The sequence below is a fragment of the Cupriavidus sp. UBA2010 genome, from assembly GCF_002335265.1.
GTDB lineage: Bacteria > Pseudomonadota > Gammaproteobacteria > Burkholderiales > Burkholderiaceae > Cupriavidus > Cupriavidus metallidurans.
In genome coordinates this window covers 216,890-237,537 of record NZ_DDCI01000032.1, presented here as the reverse complement: position 1 = coordinate 237,537, position 20,648 = coordinate 216,890, and the positions used below count along the sequence as shown (strand labels likewise).

Genomic DNA, 20,648 nt, shown 5'->3' with positions numbered 1-20,648 from the left:
TTTCTTTATCGCGTGTTGTTGTGGCTGCCCTGCTTACAAGGCATAGCGGAACGACTTCACGTAGCCATTGCCGTTCACCGGCTTGTTCGCGCCGGATGTGGTCAGCGGCACGACGACCTCAGACGGGTACGCCTTCATATCCTCCACAGCGGTATCGATATGCACCTGATATCCGGCATCGATCAGCGTGTCCGCCAGATCCAGCGTCACGCGCAACGTCTTCCCGGCGCCAACACTGGCGCCGGAGATGCCATCCACTTTCGCGGCGCCCCCTGCGGCGCGATACCAGTCGCGCAGGTTCTTGTGATACTTGGCCTTGGGCCCGGCCACCCACAACGTGCGCTGATAGCGTCCGGCGTTATCGGTCAAATAGAGAGCGACGTAGGCACCGTCTCCGCCATAGTTGGACATCTGCGTCTCGAACGAGACCTGACGCGCGGAAGCGAGTGACGGCACGGCGAGCGCGCCCACAAGCATGGCGACAGGAAGTGCGGCTTTCATCTGAATGCTCCTGATTTGTGCAAAGCGGGGTCGTCGTTCCTGGCCAGTCGGCACACACGCTGCGTGAGCGGTGCCGCTGGCGAGGAGTACGCGGTGTGGATCCGCAGTTGGCTTCAGCGGATCTCGACCTGGGGCTTGGTAGCCGGCGTCGACGAACTGTCGGTGGCCGCATTCGCGGGCGCTGTATTCACCACTGCATTCGCCGGTGTCCTGCCCGCGCCGCGATCGCCGTGATCCCCTTCCCGCTTCATGCGCACGACGTCGAGCGTGACGGGATCAATCTTGGCCTTGAAGCGCTGACCGTCCTTATCGCGGCCCTTGATTTCATAGCAACCGTCGTCGATCTTGAGCTTGTCGACCTGCCAGCCTTTCTGTTGCGCCATGGCCCGGACCGCATCGCGCGGCTTCCAGTCGTTGATCGGCGCCTCGCAGTCATCGCGGTCGTGCGCCTGCACCGTGTGAATACCCACCGTGGCACCACCGAGCGCAAGCATCGCGAGCACGACGGTCTTTCCCATACCAATCCGAAGGCGTTTCATTGCGGCATCTCCTTGTTACGTGTGGCTTCCTTGGACGCCACAATGCGCCGCGAACCTGAAGCGAACCTTGCGATGGCAGAGAATTTTCTTCATGTTCGCGACAGGTTCGCGTGGCAATATCATGTGATACATGCTTCAGGGAAGCCGTAATGAGAGTTCTTCTCATCGAGGATGAACCGTGGCTTGGGCAGGCCGTCCGCGACCAGATCGAAAAGGACGGGCATCCGACCGACTTCGTGGCCAATCTCGCCGATGCGCGCCGACATCTTTCGGCCGCAACCTACGACCTGATCCTGCTAGACCTGCTGCTGCCCGATGGCCGCGGCCTTGATTTCCTGCGTGAACTGCGCGCGAGCGGATCGAACGTGCCCGTCATCATCCTGACCGCGCTCGATCAAGTGTCGAATCGCATTGCCGGTCTGAATGCCGGCGCGGATGACTACCTGGTCAAGCCCTTCGATCTGTCCGAACTGTCCGCGCGCGTCAGCGCGGTGGCGCGTCGGTACGCGGGTAATCCGAATCCATTGGTGAATCTTGGCGACCTGCGCATCGACACGGCCGGGCATAGCGTGATGCGCGGCGAAACCCGCGTCGGCCTGACGGCCAGCGAATGGGCGCTGCTTGAGGCACTGATCCAGCATCCGGGCATGATCGTGTCGCGGGCAAGGCTCGAGGAACGGCTTTACTCCTTCAACGAGGAAGTCGGCAGCAACACCATCGAGGTCCATATGAGCCGGCTGCGCAAGAAACTTGGCGCGGATGTCATCGAGACCTTGCGCGGGCTCGGCTATCGACTCAGGCGGGACTGACGATGCTGCGCAGCCTGCAGGGCAGACTCTCGGCGGCGCTGGTGGCGGGGCTGGTCGTGCTGGCGTGCGCGGCGGCGGCAGCATCGATCCACGTGCTGCGCCAGGAAGTCGATCGTATGTCGGACAGCGCGTTGCAGGAAGCCGCGCAGCGCCTGCTGCCACTGGCGCTCACCGACATCATGCGTCGCGAGGCCGATGACGATGAGGACGACAGCAGCCGCGTCACCGCCGTGCGGCCCCACGACGAATTGCTGACCTACGTGGTCCGCGACGACAAGGGCAGTCTGCTGCTGCAGTCGCATGACGCCGATCTCAGTGTCTTTCCGGCCGGCCTGAAGCCGGGATTCTCGTCCACCCTTTCACATCGGATCTACACCGAACCCGGATTGCAGGGAACGGTTGCCCTGACGATCGCCGAACCACTTGCCGCGCGGCGGCAGGCAAAAGTCGCGGCCGCACTCTCGGTCGTCAGGGTTCTGATCCTGTTTCTTCCCGTCGGCCTGATCGGCATCTGGCTGATCGTCCGGACGGGACTTCAGCCCATCCGCCGGTTCTGCGGCAGCATCGCCGCGCGCGGCCAGAGCGATCTGACATCGCTTGAAAAGAGCGGACTGCCCACGGAGATCGCGCCGGTGGCTGATGCGGTCAACGGCCTGATGGCGCGCCTCGATCGCGCGCTGGCTGCCGAGCGCAGCTTCACCGCAAATAGCGCGCACGAACTGCGCACGCCGATTGCGGCGGCGCTCGCGCAGACGCAGCGTCTCAAGGCCGACATGCCGACCGACGACATGCGGGAGCGCGTGCAGAACGTCGAACAGTCATTGCGCACGCTGGCGCGGCTCAGCGAAAGCCTGATGCAGCTCGCGAAGGCCGAGAACGGGCGTGTGCTCGGTGACGCGCCGCAGGATTTGCGTCCGGTGATTGAACTCGTGATCGAGGACTTCCGGCGCATCGCGCATACGCCAAACCCGATCACGCTCGACCTGCCCGATAAGCCGGTCGAATCCTGGATCGATCCCGACGCCTTCGCGATCGTGGTGCGCAATCTGGTCGACAACGCGCAGAAGCACGGCGCACGTGGAGAACCCGTGCGGGTGTCGCTGTCGGAGGCGGGGGCATTCACCGTGGCAAATCGCGGGCCTGTGTTGGCCGAGAACGACCTGGCACGCCTGATGAAGCCATTCGAGCGTGGCGCGACAACAGCCAGGGGCAGCGGTCTCGGGCTGGCCATCGTCGAGGCAATTGCTCGCGGGGCTGGCGCCACGCTTACCGCGCGTTCACCGGCACCGGGGTGGCCGGATGGTTTATGGATCACGATCGACGGCTTGCCGCTTGCCTCGATGACGCCTCGGTGATCCCTCCAACCACGGGAATCCGTGGCGTCTGGCAGCAGATCCGCAGCCGGCGAATCTCATTCCGTTTAACCACTATCAACTGCTCGCCAGCTTCTGCATGATAGCGTCATATAGCTCACTATATTGCGATTGACAAAGCGCGTCCGTTGCGTGGCGGGATTCACTCCCCCGACCGGCCGCAACGACCATTTTCGCTATCCGTTCTGAACGCCATAGGAAACGACAAATGTCACAAGATTCCCATAGCGGATCCAAGCCAGGACACGCTGGCGATAGCGCGGCACACGTCTTGCCGATTGCTGCAATCGTTCATGCGGACCACGCCGGCACGGACCGCCTGCTCGCCAGATTCGTCGACGGCCTGCGCCATGCCGGACTGCGGATTCACGGGCTAGTGCAGGAACGCGCGGAGAATGCCGAGAAGACATCCACGATGCTTGTGGACCAGCACAGTGGCCAACGCTACCCCCTGTTCCAGAACCTCGGCTCGGGCTCGACATCGTGTTGCGTCGATGCAGGCAGCATTGCCGCGGCGAGCGTCGCCATGCGCCGCGCCGTCGAGGCGCGACCTGACCTTTGCGTGGCCAACCGTTTCGGTGGGCTCGAAGCTCAGGGCGGTGGACTCGCTGCCGAGATGCTGAATGTGGCCGCCGCCGGCATTCCGCTGCTGACCATCGTCTCGAACGACTATCTTCGGGCCTGGCGCGCCTTCACGGGCGATTCGGGCACAGAGCTGCAGCCGTCGATCGAGGCCATGTACCTGTGGTTCGCTGGCCTCCGCGCACGCCACGCACGTGCATGAAGCAGGCGATCGGCCCGTCGCTACGGCATCACCACCGAATCGAGCTCCACGTCCTGCGCCTTGCGCAGCATCTCATCGAATTCGGGGTCGGTATCCGGAAAACTCGCTTGCGCCGCAGGCCCCGCGCGGCGAGCACCAGCGGGCCGGGCACCCGACGCGCGGGCGGGTTCGGCGATCACCTCGTCGATGCGCGCAAGCAGGTACGGGAAGAACGGATTGGAAGAGATCCGGAACATCGAATCGAGGCTGACCATCAACGCGCCGCGCTCACCACGCGGTGCGATCGCGCCGAGCGAAACGCCGAAGCGCGGATTGCCTGCATCCATCGGTTGTATCCCGTATAGCTCGTCGTCCATCGGGAACGGGATCGCTACGTGCGACAGCGAAAATACCTGCGCCGGGTAAGTCATCGCGACCGGCCGCTTCGTCTCCTCCGTGGCGCCTGCGTCCACCACGCGCGCTGTCACGCCGTCCGCCCCCTCCGCTTCATTGCCGATCATCGTCAGCCTGTAGCTCACCGGCAGCGCGGGCAAGAGCCGGGCAAGCGCCTGCGTTGACGCCGGATCAATCAGAGGCCCAAGCTTGGCACGCCGGTTGACGTCGAACAGCACCAGTTCACTGCCGTTGTCCGGCAGGCTCGCGTAGAGCCGTCGGACGATTGCCGGGGTGCTCACCGTGAAGTCGATCACCGACTGAAAAGTCAGCACGGGAGGCAGGTCCTGCAGCCCGCGCTCGCGCGCGACGCGCGCAATCTGGTCTTGCAACGCGACGGTCAGCCGATGGGATTGCCGCGCCCCATTGACGGGAAACGAGTTGTACTTGAATGGATTGAACTCGGGCACGATTCCGAGCCACGCAGCCTTCTCGAAGGGCGGCAGCAATGCTGGCAGCGCGGCCAGCCCGGCGAACCGCGCATAGCGGGTCACGCCGATCATCGGCGAGATCAGGATAATCCGGGCCGGTCGCTCCAGCCTGGGGTCTTCAAGGCTATCGAGCGCGTACTTCATCGCCAGCGCGCCGCCATTGGAGAAGCCAACCAGATGGATCGGACGATCCGCACCGGCCTGAAGCCGCGCCTCGCGCACGGCAAGCCGCGTCGCCGCCATCCAGCGCTCCCATTCAACATCAGAGAGCCCGGCCGGTACCGTGCCATGGCCGGGAAGGCGAATGCCGATCGCAACGAAGCCGTCCTCCACATACCGTTGGGCGATATGCCGCAGGCTGTACGGCGAATCGGTCAGGCCATGCAGCAGGACGACCGCGCCCACGGGCTTTCCGGCCGGACGCATCTCGTACGAACGGTTCCAGTCGTGCTCGAAGCGCCCCGGGTAAATCGGGCTGCCCTCGAAATAGCGGTTCGAAGGGATTCGCGCCGCGGGCGGCAGACGGTCACTGACGTGCCGTCTGACCTGCTCGAACAGGGCGTCTTCCTGCCTCAGATAGCGGCTCCAGTCGGACCGGTCGATCTGCTCGGCACCGAGTTCGTCGGGCACATAGGTGTGCCAGAGCTGCAGCTCCGGCCCCCGTGTCGCGTCATAGGCGCGCAGCGCCAGTAGCGCCACGCCAAGCACGACCAGCACGATCGCGGCGATGCGCACCTTGCTGGTCAGACGGGATCGCGCTTTCATCTGTGGAACAGGGCCCATGCTGATTGCGACATGCGTTCAGGCCTTGCGCCTGGCCGCGCCGGCCCGCTGCGATGTCACCAATGCGGTGAGTGGCGGGGAGGATCGAATGACGAGCTTCTCGAACTCCACCACGAAGAACAGCACCACGCCTCCGGCGATCAGCCATAGCCAGTGCTCCACAGTCAGTGCCTGGGTATCGAAGATCAGCTGGAACGGGTACCAGTACGTGAACAACAACTGCAGCACCACAACGCCACCGATGCCATACCAGAGATACGGATTGCTCGAGTGGGCGCGCACGGATAGCGAGGATTCAAGCAGATGCCGGCTGTTGATCAGGTAGAAGATCTGGCCTAGCGAGATGGCGTTGACGGCCGCCGTTCGCGCCATTTCATCCGTCGCGCCATGCGCCTTCATCACGAAGAACGCCGCGAGTGTGTAGATGACGAGCGCCACGCCAACGAAGCAAATTCGCCATACCCCGAAACCGGTAACGATCGACCGGTCGATCGAGCGTGGTGGCCGGCCCATGACGTCCGCTTCGTGGGGCTCGAACGACATGGCCAGGCCCAGCGCGACGGAGGAAACCGTGTTCACCCACAGGATCTGCGGCGCGGTGATTGGCAGCGTGAACCCGATCAGGATCGCGATGGCGATCACGGCGCCTTGCGCGATGTTCGTCGGCAGCATGAACAGCATCGCCTTCTCGATGTTGTTGTAGACCGTGCGACCTTCCTTCACGGCCGCCGAGATCGACGCGAAGTTGTCGTCGACGAGGATCATCCCTGCGGCCTCCTTCGTCACCTCTGTGCCCTTGATGCCCATCGCGACGCCGATATCGGCCTTCTTGAGCGCGGGTGCATCGTTGACGCCGTCGCCGGTCATTGCCACCACCTGCCGGTTGGCCTGCATCGCCTTCACGAGTCTGAGCTTGTGCTCGGGGCTGGCGCGGGCGAAGACATCGACCTCTCGCACGCATTCGCGCAGGGCCGCATCGTTCATCGCCTCGATCTCGGTACCCGCCACGGCCGTGCGGCCATCGCCGATCCCGAGCATTCCCGCCACGGCGGCCGCCGTGACCTTGTGGTCGCCGGTAATCATCGTCACCCGGATGCCACCTTCATGGCATTCCCGCACGGCGTCGATCGCCTCCTTGCGCGGCGGGTCCATCAGGCCGACGAGGCCGAGGAACACGAGCGTGTTCGGCAAGTCCTTCGGTTCGAGGCCGCCCTGGGGCAGGCCCGGATCTGGCAGCCAGGCAAGTCCCAGCACCCGCTCGCCCTGCGCGGCCATGCGATCTCCCTCCCTCGCGAAGTACGCGCGGTCGAGCGGCACCGCGCCATTCGCGGTTTGCTGGTGATCGCAATGTTCGAGAATCACCTCCGGCGCCCCCTTTACCAGCAGCATCTCGCCGTCGGCCGAGCGGTTCAGCGTCGCCATGAACTTGTGCTCGGACTCGAATGGAATGGCGTCGATCCGTGGCGCGGCCACCCCCTCGGCGGTGCGGTCCATGCCGAGCTTGGTGGCGAGCGGATAGAGCGCGCCTTCGGTGGGGTCGCCCTCCACTTTCCATCGACCGTCGTCCTCGAAGAGTTCGGCGTCGTTGCACAGCATCGACACGCGACCGATCAGCGCCAGCGGCAACGGCACGGCGTCCAGCGGCTTGCCCTCCGTGCTGAGCGCGCCTTCCGGTGCGTAGCCGTGGCCCGTCACTGCATACGATGCATCGGCCGTCACGACCGATGTCACCATCATCTCCATCATCGTCAGCGTGCCCGTCTTGTCCGAGCAGATGCGCGAGACGGAGCCCAGCGTCTCCACCGCCGGCAAACGACGGATGATGGCATTGCGCTGGGCCATCCGCTTCACGCCAATCGCGAGCGTGATGGTGATCAGCGCGGGCAGGCCTTCCGGGATGATCGACACCGCAATGCCAACGATCGCCTGGAACAGCTCCACGAAAGTCATCTTGCCGAGCCAGTGCCCCCAGGAAAACAGCACGACACTGAGAACACCGATGGCCGCCGTGATGACGTAACCGAACTTCGTGATCTGCCGCAGCAGCGGCGTCTCCAGCGGATTGACCTGCCCAAGCATCTCGTTGATGCGGCCGAGTTCCGTCTGACTTCCCGTTGCCACAACCACGCCGGTGGCCCGGCCGGAGACCACCATCGTGCCGGAGAACGCCATGTTCTCGCGGTCTCCCACGGTGGACTTGGCGGGCATCGGTACCGTCGTCTTGTCGGCGGGCACGGACTCGCCGGTGAGCGCCGCTTCCTCTGTGCGCAGGTTCCTGGCTTCCACCAGGCGCAGATCGGCGGGGACCTTGTCACCCGACTCCAGCAGCACGACATCGCCCGGCACCAGTTCCTCGGCATCAAGCAGGCGCGCCGCGCCGCCGCGCAACACGCGTGCCTCGGTGGACAGCATGTTGCGGATCGAATCCAGCGCCTCTTCGGCCTTTCCCTCCTGCAGGAAGCCCAGCAACGAGTTGAGGATGACGACGGCGAAGATGATCGATGCGTCGAGCCACAGGCTCAGCATCAGCTTGGTGAAGGCCGACGCGATCAGCACATAGATCAGGATGTTGTTGAACTGGGAGACAAAGCGCGCGATGGCGCCGCGCTTCTTGCCCTGGGGCAGCCGGTTGGGTCCGTAGGTACCCAGCCGCGCGGCGGCATCGTCGGCCTCCAGGCCCTGCGAGGGATCGACACTGAAACGCCGCTCGACCTCATCGGCGGTCATGGCGTGCCAGGGTGTTTCCTCCACGCCTGATACCACGGTATCCGCTTCACTCATCTTGCATCCTCCAGGTTGCGGCGCCCGTCATGCGGCGCCATTCGCCGTCGCACTGCTTTACCTGATGTCCCGCCTGCTTTCGCTTCCTTGCCTACTTCGCCGCCTTCTTTTCCCCTTCGAGTTCCTCACGCGCCTTCGCCAGCGCCTTCGCCTGGTCAGACGATATCTCGGGGTACTGGAGGTTCAACTTCTCCACGGCCTCGACAACGGCCGCCGCGACGACAAGCCGCGTGAACCATTTCTTGTCGGCGGGCACGACATACCACGGGGCCGCCTCGGTGGAAGTCGCGCGGATCGCCGCCTCGTAGGCCTGCATGTACTCGTCCCAGTGCCGGCGCTCGCGCACGTCGGAGGGTGAGAACTTCCAACTCTTGTTAGGTTTATCAAGGCGCTTCAGGAATCGCCGTTTCTGTTCCTCGTACGACAGGTTCAGATAGAACTTGAGAATGATCACGCCCTGCCGCGTGAGGTAGTCCTCGAAGCGGGCGATGTCAGCAAGCCGTTCGTCCCAGATCTTGTCGGTAATGAGTGCCGGCGGGATCTTCTGCGCCTCCAGCAGGTGCCGGTGCACCCGCACCACGAGCACGTCCTCGTAGTAGGACCGATTGAAGATGCCGATGCGTCCGCGCTGGGGCACCTTCGCAAGGTATCGCCAGAGAAAATCGTGCGAGAGTTCTTCATGGGACGGCTGCTTGAACGAGAAGACATCGCACCCCTGCGGATTGATGCCAGACATGACGTGCTTGATCGTCCCGTCCTTGCCGGCCGCGTCCATGGCCTGGAACACCAGCAGCACCGACCAGGAGTCCTGCGCGTAGAGCACGTCCTGCTCTATCGCCAGCCATTCCGATCCGTGGCGAAGCAGGTCCGCCGCCTCGCCTTTCTTCATCTCGAAGCCCAGCGTATCGGCAGGATCGAAGTCCGCCAGACGGAACCCCTCGCCCTGCGTGATGCGGAACGGATTGATATAGCTCCCCAGGGTGCCCAGTATCTCTTTGCGAGGCATTGCCAACTCCTCCCCAGCTTCGGCCGTCGGCAACGCACTGCCAACGAACAAAAAAGCCCTGACGTGGCTCCAGGGCTCGATAGCCGCGACAAGCGAAGTGCTATGCGCTCGCTCCCGTCCCGACTCTAAATTGACTGTAGCAGGTCACACGGAAACCGGAAGCCCTATCTGTCACTTTTTGCCAGGGACGGCATTGTCAAGAGCAGCGGCTCGGTGCCAAGCAAGGCGCAGCACGATATCGCGCTGGAGACGATTTGCAGCGTGGATGGGGTTCGCTCGATTCACGACAGCTTGAAGGTGGCCTCACGCTGAGGATGGGCGAAAGCGAGCGGCGGTAAAACAGTCAGGCTCCGCAGACGAGCCTGCGTGCGGCTAGCACTGGCCCTTCTTGGCCTTGCCGGGCGGGCAGAAGGACTCGTTCCCGTACTGGTCGACACGACAATTGCCCTTCTTCGCCTGTCCCGGCGGGCAGCCCGGACCAGCGGCAGAATCATCATAGGGGTACGGGCCGACGGCGCACCCCGTCAGCAATGCGGCACATGAGACGATCGTCAGCAGCAGAGCCTTCATCATTCCTTCCCTCCTGAAAATCGAAAAAAGGATACTACGGCACTCCGCGCGGGGAAACGTGAAGCTGGTAATCGCGTGTAACGATGCCAGAGCCGCCGAAAAATAAATCCGCCCTAGGTGGAATAAGCACCCCCCTCTCCGCGTCTACCCAACAACGGCCCGCTCCGGGCCCATGGAACGACGCGAGGAATCATGGTCTCCTTCTATCGACTGCCCACACCGCCAGCCATTGGTGCGGTGCTGTTCCTGCTGACGGCGCTGACCGCTGCCGCACCCGCAACCGCTCTTGCCGCCACCGCCACTGGCTCGGACGCCGAGCGGTTCGCGGCGGAGAACGAAGTGGCGATGACAAGAATGATGGACGGCATGTCGGTCCACCCTAGTGGCAATGTCGACGAAGACTTCGCGGCGATGATGATCCCGCACCACCAAGGCGCCATCGACATGGCCATGGCGGAACTCCGCTACGGCAAGAACGAGCAGCTCAGGCGCATCGCGCAGGAAATCATCGTCGATCAGATGCAGGAGATCGCCGCGATGCGGCTGGCGCTTGGACAGCCGCTTCCGCCGTCCGCGCCAGCACCAACCCAGCTAGCACCAACCCAGCCGGTGGCCTCCACACCGTCGCCGTCGCAGCCCGCCAACCACGACCACTCCGCCCACGCGCACTGATGCAAGGCCCGATCATGAAACCCAGCCCCCTTGGACACGCCATTTCGCTTTCCCTCGCGTTGATGATCGGTGCCGCCGGCATCGCCAGCGTCGCCCTTGCCGGCCAGGCCCCTGGCCCATTGAATGCGCCGGACGTGCCCATCAGCCACCGGGACCGTGTCTACGCGGCCGAACAGTTCTCGAACACCGTCTCCGTCACCGATCCGGCCGACAACCGGTTGCTCGGTGTTATCCGGCTGGGCGACCCCGCGCCCGGCAATCTGAGTCCGTTGTACCGCGGCCAGCTGCTGGTTCACGGCATGGGCTTCTCGCCGGACCATCGCACGCTCGCGATCGTCTCCATCGGGTCGAACTCAGTGTCGTTCATCGATACGGCCACCAATGCGGTCAAGCATGTCACCTACGTGGGACGCTCGCCGCATGAGGCGTTCTACACGCCGAATGGCAAGGAAGTGTGGATCACCGTGCGCGGCGAAAACTACATCGCAGTTCTCGACGCCGCGACGTTCGCGGAGACCGCCCGCATCAAGGTTGCCGACGGCCCAGGCATGCAGATCTTCTCGCCAGACGGCAAGTACGGCTACATCTGCTCGTCGTTCAATCCGGAAACGGCGGTCGTGAGCGTGGCCGACCACAAGATCGTGGGCCGCGTGAAGCAGGAAAGTCCGTTCTGCCCGAACATCGCGGCCACACCGGATGGCAAACAGGTCTGGTTCACGCTGAAAGACGTCGGCAAGACGCAGGTGTTCGAGGCACAGCCTCCGTTCCGCCCGATCAGGACAATCGAGACGGGCCCGATCACCAATCACGTCAACTTCGCGCACACGGCGGCGGGCACGCTTGCCTATGTCACGATCGGCGGCCTGAACCAGGTCAAGGTATTCCGCACCGACGACTTCTCCCCGGTGGCCACCATTCCCGTGGGTAGCCTTCCTCACGGTGTCTGGCCGTCGGGCGACGGGAGCCGGATCTACGTCGGACTGGAGAATGCCGACAAGCTGGCCGTCATCGATACCGCCACGAACCAGGTCGTCGCCAACGTGCCGGTGGGTCAGGCGCCGCAGGCGATTGCCTACGTGCCGAATGCGGTACCCGATGGCGATGGCACACAAGGACTGCAGCCGCCAGGCCTGGCTGGCCAGAGCACGCAATTGAAGTTGCTGCGTGTCGAGAACGGCAAGCCGGTGGCCACGGACAACGCCCCCACCAGCGTGACGCTGTTCGACCAGGGCCTGCTTCAGGTTCTGCAGGCCTCGGCAACGGGGCTGCAACCGAAGCACGCGTACGTACTGGCGCTGGCCCGCCATGCGGACGGCACCGGATCGCTGGAGCCGCTCGCCTCGTTCATGACGAACCCCGCCGGCTCGGCTATTGTCAATGCAATCGGCCCCATCCGGCAGATCGTGCAGGACAACGCCACCGTGGAGGGACGACGCTTTCTCGTCATCGCCCCGTCGGAAAACGGCAAACCCGCCGCACCTGTTCAGGTGCAGGCGCTCTAGCCCAAGGACGATCATGCTGCCCCCCCTGAAGGAGACACCGCTGCCGTGAAGGACTTGCTGCAACAGGTCGAGCCGATGATTCCGGCGTTGCGCCGCTATGCCCGCGCGCTATTGCGCGAGCAGGCGGCCGCGGACGATCTCGTGCAGGACTGCCTGGAAAAGGTCATCACGTACTGGGACAGCCGCCGCAGCCGCGCGGACACCCGTAGCTGGGTATTCGCCATCCTGCATAACCTGGCGATGACGGCCCTGCGCCGCCATGCCAGCGCGCAAGGGCTGCACGTGGCTATCGACGACGTGGCGGAGTCCCTCATGACCGTGCCGCCGGCCCAAGAAGACGCACTGCGTTATCGGGACCTGCTGAGCGCAGTCGATACTCTTCCCGCCGAACAGCGGAGCGTGCTCCTGCTGGTCTCGGTGGAGGAGATGTCGTACGCCGAGACCGCACGCATTCTTGAGATTCCCGTCGGCACCGTGATGTCGCGCCTGTCTCGCGCGCGGGAAAAACTACTGAGGCAGATGGAACCCGGCCTGAAGGCGGCCCCGGCATCCGGACTGCGGAGGGTCAAATGAACGAGCATCGACCGATACAGGAAGAGGAACTGCTGGCCTATGTCGACCACGCGCTCGACCCCACGCGCCTGCGCGAGATCGAGGCATACCTGCAGCAGCATCCCGACGTCGCGACCCGCATCGAGGGCTACATGGCCCAGCGCGAGCAGCTGCGCGCCGCGCTCGCCCCAATCGCAGACGAACCGGTTCCGCCAGAACTGAACCTGCGGCACATGCTGACGGCACGACGCGCCCGCGCCAGCCATCCGTGGCGGCTGGCGGCTTCCGTCTTCGTCGCCATGTGCCTTGGTGGCATCGGCGGCTGGATGGGACGCGGCGCGACCGAGCCGCCCACCGGCGGCATCGCCGCACTGGCGCGCGAAGCCACGGCCAGCTTCCAGGTATTTGCCGCCGACCCGCTACGTCCCGTGGAAATGGGCGCCGCCGACAGCAACGACCTGGTGAACTGGGTCTCCTCGCGGCTGCGTCGCCAGATTGCCGTGCCGGACCTCGGCAAGGCAGGCTATCGCTACATCGGCGGGCGCCTCGTCGCCACCGAGCATGGACCCGCCGGCCTCTTCATGTACGAGGACGGTCACGGCACACGCCTGGCGATGCTGGTACGCCCGATGGCCATCGAAGGCGACACACCAATGAAGGCACACGTACAAGCCGGCGTGGCGGGGTACTCATGGGCCAATCAGGGCCTTGGATACAGCCTGGTGGCATCGGCGTCCACCAGCGGCCTCCATCCCCTTGCCGACGAGATGCGCCGGCAGATCAATGGACGGGATGGATCGGTAGGCCCCAGCAGCAAACATCCTTCGCTGTAGGGGCGGCCCGTCGGCTTCCGCTTGCACCCAAGGGCACTGCCTCTGCCCTTCACCTCAATGGCGTACCGTCGATGCGCCATCAGTACTGCTCACCTGTTCACCGTGGCACCGGGTTGCGAGGATCAAGAACTGCGAACGGATCCACGCAGTCCGGCAGCACCACCGGTTGCGAACGTCACGGACAAGACTCTGCCGAACGATCCGCTTGTCACGTAACACCCGAAATCTGCAACGACAGGAACGGCATTCTCAGATACGTATTCCATCGAAAACCGCAGGGCAAATCTAAAGCAAATATTTCATGTCGAGGCGCATCCTGCACCCAAAAAACTAACTTCTGACACTCAGGAAGTTCGCTCAGAATTCTGTGCAGTCAGGCTCGTACTTGTCGGGATACACGGGTCTGCACACCTGGCCAACGCCCCCAAAACCAGGCCGGCACAAATTCGATTGGGACAATCAAAGAGGAAAACATGAAGAACAGCCGATTTCGCGCGAGCGTCGTGACGCTCGTCTCCGCCGCGGTGCTCTCCCAGTTCGGCGCGGCCTATGCCCAGGACGCGCGGAAGGACGCCACCGGCGCGACCAAGGCCGCCAACCAGAAACTCCTCAGCGAATTGCCTTTCTCGGATCGCTCCGATTTCGATGACGCACACCGCGGCTTTGTCGCGCCACTGCCGAACGCGCTGATCAAGGGGCCGTCGGGCAACCCCATCTGGAACCCGAACCAGTACGCCTTTATCAAGGAAGGCTCCCAGGCGCCTGGCACGGTCAACCCGAGCCTCTGGCGTCAGGCTCAGCTGATCAACATCAGCGGCCTGTTCCAGGTGACCGATGGCATCTATCAGGTTCGGAATCAGGACCTGTCGAACATGACCATCATCGAGGGCAAGGAAGGCATCACGGTCGTTGACCCCCTCGTCTCGGAAGAAACGGCCAAGGTCGCCATCGATCTCTACTATGCCAATCGCGGCCGCAAGCCCGTGAAGGCGGTGATCTACACGCACAGCCACGTTGACCACTATGGCGGCGTACGTGGCGTGATCAGCCAGGACGACGTCTCCTCCGGTAAGGTCAAGATCTACGCGCCGGAGGGCTTCCTGGAAGCCGCGGTGGCGGAGAACGTCATGGCCGGCAACGCCATGAGCCGCCGCGCCAGCTACATGTACGGCAATCTGCTGCCCGCCGATGAAAAGGGCCAGGTCGGCGCCGGTCTCGGCACCACGACCTCGGCCGGCACCGTCACGCTGTTGTCTCCGACGGACACGATCACCAAGACCGGTGAAAAGCGCGTCATCGACGGCCTGACCTACGAGTTCCTGATGGCTCCTGGCTCGGAAGCTCCGGCCGAGATGCTGTGGTACATCGAGGAAAAGCGCGCGATCTCCGCAGCCGAGGATTGCACACACACGCTGCACAACACGTATTCGCTGCGTGGCGCCAAGATCCGCGAGCCGCTGCCCTGGTCGAAGTACCTGAACCAGGCCCTGACCATGTGGGGCGCCAAGGCGGATGTCATGTTCGCCCAGCACCACTGGCCGAGCTTCGGCCAGAAGAACGTGGTACACCTGCTGCGCCAGCAGCGCGACCTGTATCGCTACATCAACGACGAGACGCTGCGCCTGGCCAATCAGGGCGAGACGATGGTCGAGATCGCGGACAAGTTCAAGCTGCCGCCCGACCTCGCCAACATGTGGGCCAACCGTGGCTACTACGGCTCCGTCAGCCACGACGTGAAGGCGACCTACGTCCTTTACCTCGGCTGGTTCAATGGCAACCCCGCCACGCTGGACGAATTGACGCCGGTGGAAGCCAGCAAGCGCTACGTCGAGTTCATGGGCGGGGCCAGTGCCGTGCTGTCGAAGGCCAAGCAGGCGTACGACAAGGGTGAGTATCGCTGGGTGGCCCAGGTGGTCAACCACGTGGTGTTTGCCGATCCGTCGAACAAGGCCGCCAAGAACCTCCAGGCCGACGCGCTCGAGCAACTGGGCTATCAGGCCGAATCCGGCCCGTGGCGCAACTTCTACCTGACCGGTGCCAAGGAATTGCGCGAAGGCGTGAAGAAGCTGCCCACGCCGAACACCGCCAGCGGCGATACGGTGAAGGCCATGACGCCGGAGATGTTCTTCGACTATCTCAGCGTTCGCGTGAACCGCGCCAAGGCGGCCAATGCGAAGATCGCGCTGAACGTCGACTTCGGCAAGGAAGGCGGCAAGTATCTGCTGGAACTTGAGAACGGCGTGCTCAACCACACGGCAGGCGTCGAATCCGCCAACGCGGATGCCTCCGTGGCGATGTCGCGCGACACGCTGAACGGCATCATCCTGCAACAGACGAAGCTGGCCGACGCGATCAAGAATGGATCGGCGAAGGTCACTGGCAATCAGGCGAAGCTCGACGAACTGGTGAGCTACCTCGACCACTTCGAGTTCTGGTTCAACATCGTCACGCCGTAATGTAAAAAAGGCCCCGGCGCTTGCCTCAAGCGCCGGGGCCTTTTGCCGCTCGTTAGTCTGAACGCGGTGGCTACATGCGGAAGTCCGCCGCCATGTCCTCGTCACTGCGGGCTTCGATCTTGCCCGTCCGACACGCGAGCTTGAACGCCTCGTAATCCTTCAGATTCTGAGTGGCGCAAGTGAACGAGTAATCGGTGATCGCATCGGCGAACCGCTCCCCGCTGCCCAGGTAGGCCGCGATCTCCACTGCCTTCCCGCTCGCCTTCGCGTGCGCGCGTGCCAACGCCCAACCGCAGAAGCGCGCATATCCCTGCAGTACCCCGTTGCTCATGCTTTCGACGTCGGCCGATACCTTCATATCGCGCAACTGACGGAAGTAGAACTGTCGATTTGCCGGGCCAGACGTCCAGCCAAGGAACGCATCGCTGGCCGCCTGCAGCAGGCGCTGACCCGAAACGACGCGCTGACCCTGATGCGCCGGACCTTCAGCGTCATAGTGAAGCGCGATTACCGAGTCCCTGGCTTCCTTGACCTGCAGGAACAGCGGTTGCTCGTGGCTGTCCACCATCAGCAGCACCAGACAGAAGGTACCCACACTGCCGACCCCTACCACTTTGAAGGCAACGTCCTGCAGGGAAAAGTGGTCGATCAGCGCGCGTCGCTCCGAGGGAAGCGTTTTCAGATACCCGTCGAAAGCGCGGGCCAGCTTGCCTCGCCACGCCTCGGTGTTGGACCATTGGTCGTGCTCGCCAAGCAGCGAAGTGGGGCCGCTGGGATGAAAGATCGCCGGCGGCGCGTCCTGAATCCACCATTGGCCGTCACGCTGCGCGGCCATCTTGTTCAACATGCTTTCGTTGGTCCGCCCGGCGGCCTTTTCCTTCGCCTTGAGAATCGTTCGGCGGCCCTCGTCGCTCGTCGCGGCTTCGAGCATGCGTTCGAACGAGACAATCTCGTTCCAGAGATCCAGCGCGCTGTACCCGGCGTACTCCTCCATGCGGTCGCGGTATTCGTGCACAGCCGTCGCCACGATGTCGCTGACCGTGTCCCGGGCGATACCCATATGCTCGCCGGCAATGGCCAGACTTCCGGCAAGGCGCTTGACGTCCCACTCCCAGGGGCCCACGGCCACTTCGTCGAAATCGTTCAGATCGAAGACAAGCTGCCGCTCCGGTGTGGCAAAGCCCCCGAAATTCATCAGGTGTGCGTCGCCGCAGATTGGGAATGCGATGCCTGCATTTGCCGTGGCGGCAAGATCGTGCGCCTGGAGAATCGCGCTGCCACGAAAGAACGTGAATGGCGACACCGACATGCGCCCATAGCGCAGCGGCACCAGCGCCTCCACGCGCCCCGCGCTGTTCTGCTCCAGCAACGCCACCGGATCACGGTCGGTGTTGCCGATCTCGGCATTTGACGATCGCTTTGCGCGGCTGCGTGCTTCACGTCCAATCGCCTGCCGTTCTGCCAGGGTGCGGATGTCTGCCATTTTCGGGCCTCCTGTAGGTGGGATGCGGTGACATGCGGAGCGCTGCCGCGTGAATGGATCGGCTGCCTGCCTTCCGAACGCAAGGTCGGGCATACGGCGGAAATCTAGTGTATGGCAACTGCCGTTCGTACTGTGTGCGCATCGCCACCCAATGTATCCCGCTTTCCACTTGCGAGACACCGGAAATCATGGCGTACCGGACACTGCCCCGAAGGGCAATTGATTACCCCGACTACCTATGGCTTCAGGCGCGGCCTGGGACCACCGAGGCAGCAGTGCTATCGCAGCTTCTGACACGTCCGTCATTGCCACGCCATCTGTCCCAACACGCTTGAAGCAACCCATGACCATCGACTGAATCCTTTTCATACGCGCAAGAGAAGATTCACTTCATAAGGAAACCGGCTTCAGCGATAGTTTGATGCCGGCTGCCGGCAACATCGCACTTCTCACGCATACGCCATCTGGCCTATAACGTTGAGGGCGCACTTGCGCCGCCAGCCGTGTTTCATTCGCCACTCAGCCAACGCTGCGGGCGCCACTGAATCAGGGGATTGAAATGAGCAAGCTGATCGGGACGATCAAGCACGAATTCATGGAGATGCTGCCGCCGACGATCTACTTCTTCGTCATCCTTCATATCGTCGCGATCATCCGGGCACTCATGGTCAAGGGAACTGGCATCGAGCTGGAGACCACCGCGTCGGTGGCATTGGCTGCCCTGGTCCTCGGCAAGGCAGTGTTGCTGGCCGACATGCTCCCGTTCATCAACCGGTTCCCGGAAAAGCCGTTGATCTGGAATGTTGGATGGAAGACGGTGATGTACAGCCTGGTGGCCCTGTTCATTCATTATCTGGAGCGCCTTTACGATTTCTGGAAGGAGGCGCCCGGCTTTGCCGCAGCCAACAAGCTGCTGGTCTCCGAGATCAATTGGCCGAGGTTCTGGGCAATACAGATTCTGCTGCTGACGCTCGTGCTCATGTACTGCACCCTCGCCGAACTGGCGCGTGCGATTGGTCGCGAAAAATTCAAGCGGGCGTTCTTCGGGCCGCTCCCGGACAACATGGCCCGTCGGTCCGTCAACGAAGGCTGATCAACACGCTCACCGCGTTTCCGCGCTGATCCCACTTCGTCCCATACATCGCGATCGTGTTAGCTGCCGCCCCCGCCTCGCACGTGCACCGCAATCATCACGCGCCAACGCCGCAGCGTGGATTCGGCATGCCTGCGCAGTTGAACCGTTACGGGATTCCATGCGGCCGGCGACTTCGTCCGATCTGGTGGCCCGGACGATCCATGAATACTGCAGTCAGCCAAACCCGTTCTTCCACGGTCGCCAATGGCGGCCGTCTCAGCAGGCCATGCCCACCACCGGAATCCGGCGAAGGCATCCATATCCAAGGGGGTTCGCTATGAATCGTGCATTGTGTATTGCCGCGCTGGCCATTTCGCTGGGCGCGTGCAGCAGTCCGGCCCCGCAGGCCACCTCTTCACCCGCGCCAGACACCCAGACGGCTGCCACGGCGCCGCCGCCAGAAAGCAAGCCTGACGCCAACGCCGTGAACCCCGATGCCATCCAGGCCTTGAAGGACATGGGTGGATACCTGCAGACGCTGAAGCAGTTCTCCGTCAAGATCGACCTCGATGGCGAACGCGTGCTCGAAGACGGACAGAAGCTGCAGCATTCGGCCAGCGCCCGCGTCGATGCCGATCGACCCGACAAGATGCGTGTGCAGATGCGAAGTGCACGGGCACAGCGTGACCTGTACTACGACGGGCATAAGGTTGCGCTCTATTACCCGGAAAGCAACTACTACAGCACGGTCGACTCGAGCGACAACCTGAGCAACCTCGTGGTCAAACTGCGGGAGCGCTTCGGCATCGAGGTACCGGTTGACGACCTGTTCCTGTGGGGCACGCCGAATGCACCAACGAACGGCATCACATCCGCCATGGTCGCGGGACAGGACTTGATCGACGGCCAGTTGTGCGACCAGTACGCATTCCGTCAGGGCATGATCGACTGGCAGATCTGGATCGCCTCCGGTAACCAGCCACTGCCGCGAAAGATCGTGGTCACAAACCGGAGCGATGAAGCACGGCCGCAATCCGTGACGTGGCTGACCTGGAACCTGAAGCCGAAGTTCACAGCTTCCACCTTCCATTTCACGCCGCCCAAGGGAGCGAAGGTCGCCGAGTTCGTCCCCCTCAAGAATCAATGAAGGAGCCACCAATGAAACACTCTCTCAATCAGGCGATCGTAGCGCTGCTGGGTGCAGTCATCGTGGTGGCAAGTGGATGGGCACCCGTTGCCGAAGCACGCGGCGGTGGCGGTGGTGGTGGATTTCACGGAGGCGGAGGCGGAGGTGGGGGCGGCGGTGGACGGGGTGGTGGTGGCGCGGCAGTGAACGCGCAGGCACACAGGCCGGCTGACGCACGCGCCAACAACGTCCGCAGCACCAGCGTGAACAGTGTCAACACCAATCGGAACGTCAACGTCAACACCAACCGGAACGTCAACGTCAACGTTGAAAACCACGGCGGTTGCTGCGGCGGCGGCTGGGACAATGACTATCACCCGGTGGCAACCGCGGCGGCGGTCACGGCGACCGTGGCGGTGACCTCTGCCGTCATCGGCTCCGTCGTACGGTCCGTTCCGCCAAGCTGTGCGCCAGTCAATTACGGCGGCATGGTCTACCAGCAGTGTGGCACCACGTGGTATCAACCGCAGGGATCACAGTACGTGGTGGTGAACGCGCCGTACTGATGGCAACCTGAGCGGTTGCTCCGCCGCATCGCATTCGCAGGCCGATGACGTTGCGGCGGGGGCTGCCAGCAAAGGCAGCCCCATTTCCCCGCAACCCAAATTGCGGCTCGGTCCAAAGCGGAAACTGACGTCCGCATGAGCCGGTGCATGGCGCGGATGCCGCGACATGCACCGCAGGAAGTTCATTCGAGGCGCTCGCCCCGGATGGTATGGATCTTCACGGTGACCCTGTGCAGTAACGGGTAGCCCTTCCGGGACCCGGTCCGGGAATCTGCCTTCCGGGATCGGCCCTTCTTTTCCCCACACCACACGCGAATGCACACGCGCCAGATCGCTGACAGCGTCAAAAATTGACGACTCGAATTGCCCCGCAA

General features: G+C 63.3%; 17 protein-coding genes and 1 pseudogene. 11 read left to right on the top strand and 7 right to left on the bottom strand.

Annotation, left to right across the window (positions count from 1 at the left end):
• Positions 1–33: 33 nt before the first annotated feature.
• Together B2246_RS23505 and B2246_RS23500 are read right to left on the bottom strand one after the other, a co-directional pair.
• Positions 34–501 carry a DUF2271 domain-containing protein gene (locus B2246_RS23505; RefSeq protein WP_008644222.1) on the bottom strand — a complete coding sequence of 156 codons (468 nt, stop codon included), beginning with the start codon at positions 499–501 and terminating at the stop codon, positions 34–36.
• Between the two features lie 113 nt (positions 502–614).
• On the bottom strand, positions 615–1,040 hold the full coding sequence (locus B2246_RS23500; protein ID WP_008644221.1) for a PepSY domain-containing protein: 426 nt from the start codon (positions 1,038–1,040) through the stop codon (positions 615–617).
• Positions 1,041–1,189: 149 nt separating this feature from the next.
• Between B2246_RS23500 and B2246_RS23495 the strand changes: the two genes are divergently transcribed.
• From B2246_RS23495 to B2246_RS23485, 3 genes are all read left to right on the top strand, one after another.
• Positions 1,190–1,849: a response regulator gene (locus tag B2246_RS23495; RefSeq protein WP_286881124.1), complete on the top strand. Its 660-nt coding sequence runs from the start codon at positions 1,190–1,192 to the stop codon at positions 1,847–1,849.
• A 2-nt stretch (positions 1,850–1,851) separates the two neighbouring features.
• Entirely contained in the window at positions 1,852–3,204 is a 1,353-nt protein-coding gene (locus B2246_RS23490) for a sensor histidine kinase (RefSeq protein WP_286881126.1), read from the top strand.
• A 226-nt stretch (positions 3,205–3,430) separates the two neighbouring features.
• On the top strand, positions 3,431–4,006 hold the full coding sequence (locus tag B2246_RS23485) for a DUF2478 domain-containing protein (RefSeq protein WP_051705278.1): 576 nt from the start codon (positions 3,431–3,433) through the stop codon (positions 4,004–4,006).
• A 20-nt stretch (positions 4,007–4,026) separates the two neighbouring features.
• Here B2246_RS23485 and B2246_RS23480 read toward each other — a convergent pair whose 3' ends face one another.
• The 4 genes from B2246_RS23480 to B2246_RS23465 all read right to left on the bottom strand — a co-directional run bounded on the left by B2246_RS23480 (position 4,027) and on the right by B2246_RS23465 (position 10,012).
• A complete protein-coding gene (locus tag B2246_RS23480; protein ID WP_286881127.1) occupies positions 4,027–5,634 on the bottom strand; it encodes an alpha/beta hydrolase in 1,608 nt (535 codons plus the stop codon).
• Positions 5,635–5,670: 36 nt separating this feature from the next.
• Entirely contained in the window at positions 5,671–8,433 is a 2,763-nt protein-coding gene (locus tag B2246_RS23475) for a cation-translocating P-type ATPase (RefSeq protein WP_286881128.1), read from the bottom strand.
• A gap of 91 nt (positions 8,434–8,524) precedes the next feature.
• Entirely contained in the window at positions 8,525–9,439 is a 915-nt protein-coding gene (locus tag B2246_RS23470) for a polyphosphate kinase 2 family protein (protein ID WP_008644210.1), read from the bottom strand.
• A gap of 372 nt (positions 9,440–9,811) precedes the next feature.
• Complete coding sequence (locus B2246_RS23465) at positions 9,812–10,012, bottom strand: hypothetical protein (protein WP_008644208.1); 201 nt, start codon at positions 10,010–10,012, stop codon at positions 9,812–9,814.
• 189 nt (positions 10,013–10,201) lie between these two features.
• Here B2246_RS23465 and B2246_RS23460 point away from each other — a divergent pair, with 189 nt between their 5' ends.
• From B2246_RS23460 to B2246_RS23440, 5 genes and pseudogenes are all read left to right on the top strand, one after another.
• Positions 10,202–10,681 (top strand): DUF305 domain-containing protein, encoded by a 480-nt coding sequence (locus B2246_RS23460; protein WP_286881130.1) that lies wholly within the window; start codon positions 10,202–10,204, stop codon positions 10,679–10,681.
• 14 nt (positions 10,682–10,695) lie between these two features.
• The gene (locus B2246_RS23455; protein ID WP_411860094.1) at positions 10,696–12,183 is read left to right on the top strand and encodes a YncE family protein; all 1,488 of its coding nucleotides are present in this window, start codon (positions 10,696–10,698) and stop codon (positions 12,181–12,183) included.
• A gap of 39 nt (positions 12,184–12,222) precedes the next feature.
• Positions 12,223–12,756: pseudogene (locus tag B2246_RS23450) on the top strand (RNA polymerase sigma factor); the annotation flags it as partial.
• On the top strand, positions 12,753–13,568 hold the full coding sequence (locus B2246_RS23445; RefSeq protein ID WP_286881131.1) for an anti-sigma factor family protein: 816 nt from the start codon (positions 12,753–12,755) through the stop codon (positions 13,566–13,568). The pseudogene B2246_RS23450 and the gene B2246_RS23445, both read left to right, overlap by 4 nt.
• A 473-nt stretch (positions 13,569–14,041) precedes the next feature.
• Positions 14,042–16,024: an alkyl/aryl-sulfatase gene (locus B2246_RS23440; protein ID WP_035880940.1), complete on the top strand. Its 1,983-nt coding sequence runs from the start codon at positions 14,042–14,044 to the stop codon at positions 16,022–16,024.
• Positions 16,025–16,094: 70 nt separating this feature from the next.
• Here the strand turns inward: B2246_RS23440 and B2246_RS23435 are convergent, their stop codons facing one another.
• Positions 16,095–17,507, bottom strand: coding sequence for a DUF2252 domain-containing protein (locus tag B2246_RS23435; protein WP_286881132.1), 1,413 nt, complete (start codon positions 17,505–17,507; stop codon positions 16,095–16,097).
• A gap of 559 nt (positions 17,508–18,066) precedes the next feature.
• Here B2246_RS23435 and B2246_RS23430 point away from each other — a divergent pair.
• From B2246_RS23430 to B2246_RS23420, 3 genes are all read left to right on the top strand, one after another.
• Positions 18,067–18,600: a hypothetical protein gene (locus B2246_RS23430; RefSeq protein WP_008644193.1), complete on the top strand. Its 534-nt coding sequence runs from the start codon at positions 18,067–18,069 to the stop codon at positions 18,598–18,600.
• Between the two features lie 319 nt (positions 18,601–18,919).
• Positions 18,920–19,729: a DUF2092 domain-containing protein gene (locus B2246_RS23425; RefSeq protein WP_008644191.1), complete on the top strand. Its 810-nt coding sequence runs from the start codon at positions 18,920–18,922 to the stop codon at positions 19,727–19,729.
• Positions 19,730–19,740: 11 nt separating this feature from the next.
• On the top strand, positions 19,741–20,274 hold the full coding sequence (locus B2246_RS23420; RefSeq protein WP_040010956.1) for a hypothetical protein: 534 nt from the start codon (positions 19,741–19,743) through the stop codon (positions 20,272–20,274).
• Positions 20,275–20,648: the final 374 nt, after the last annotated feature.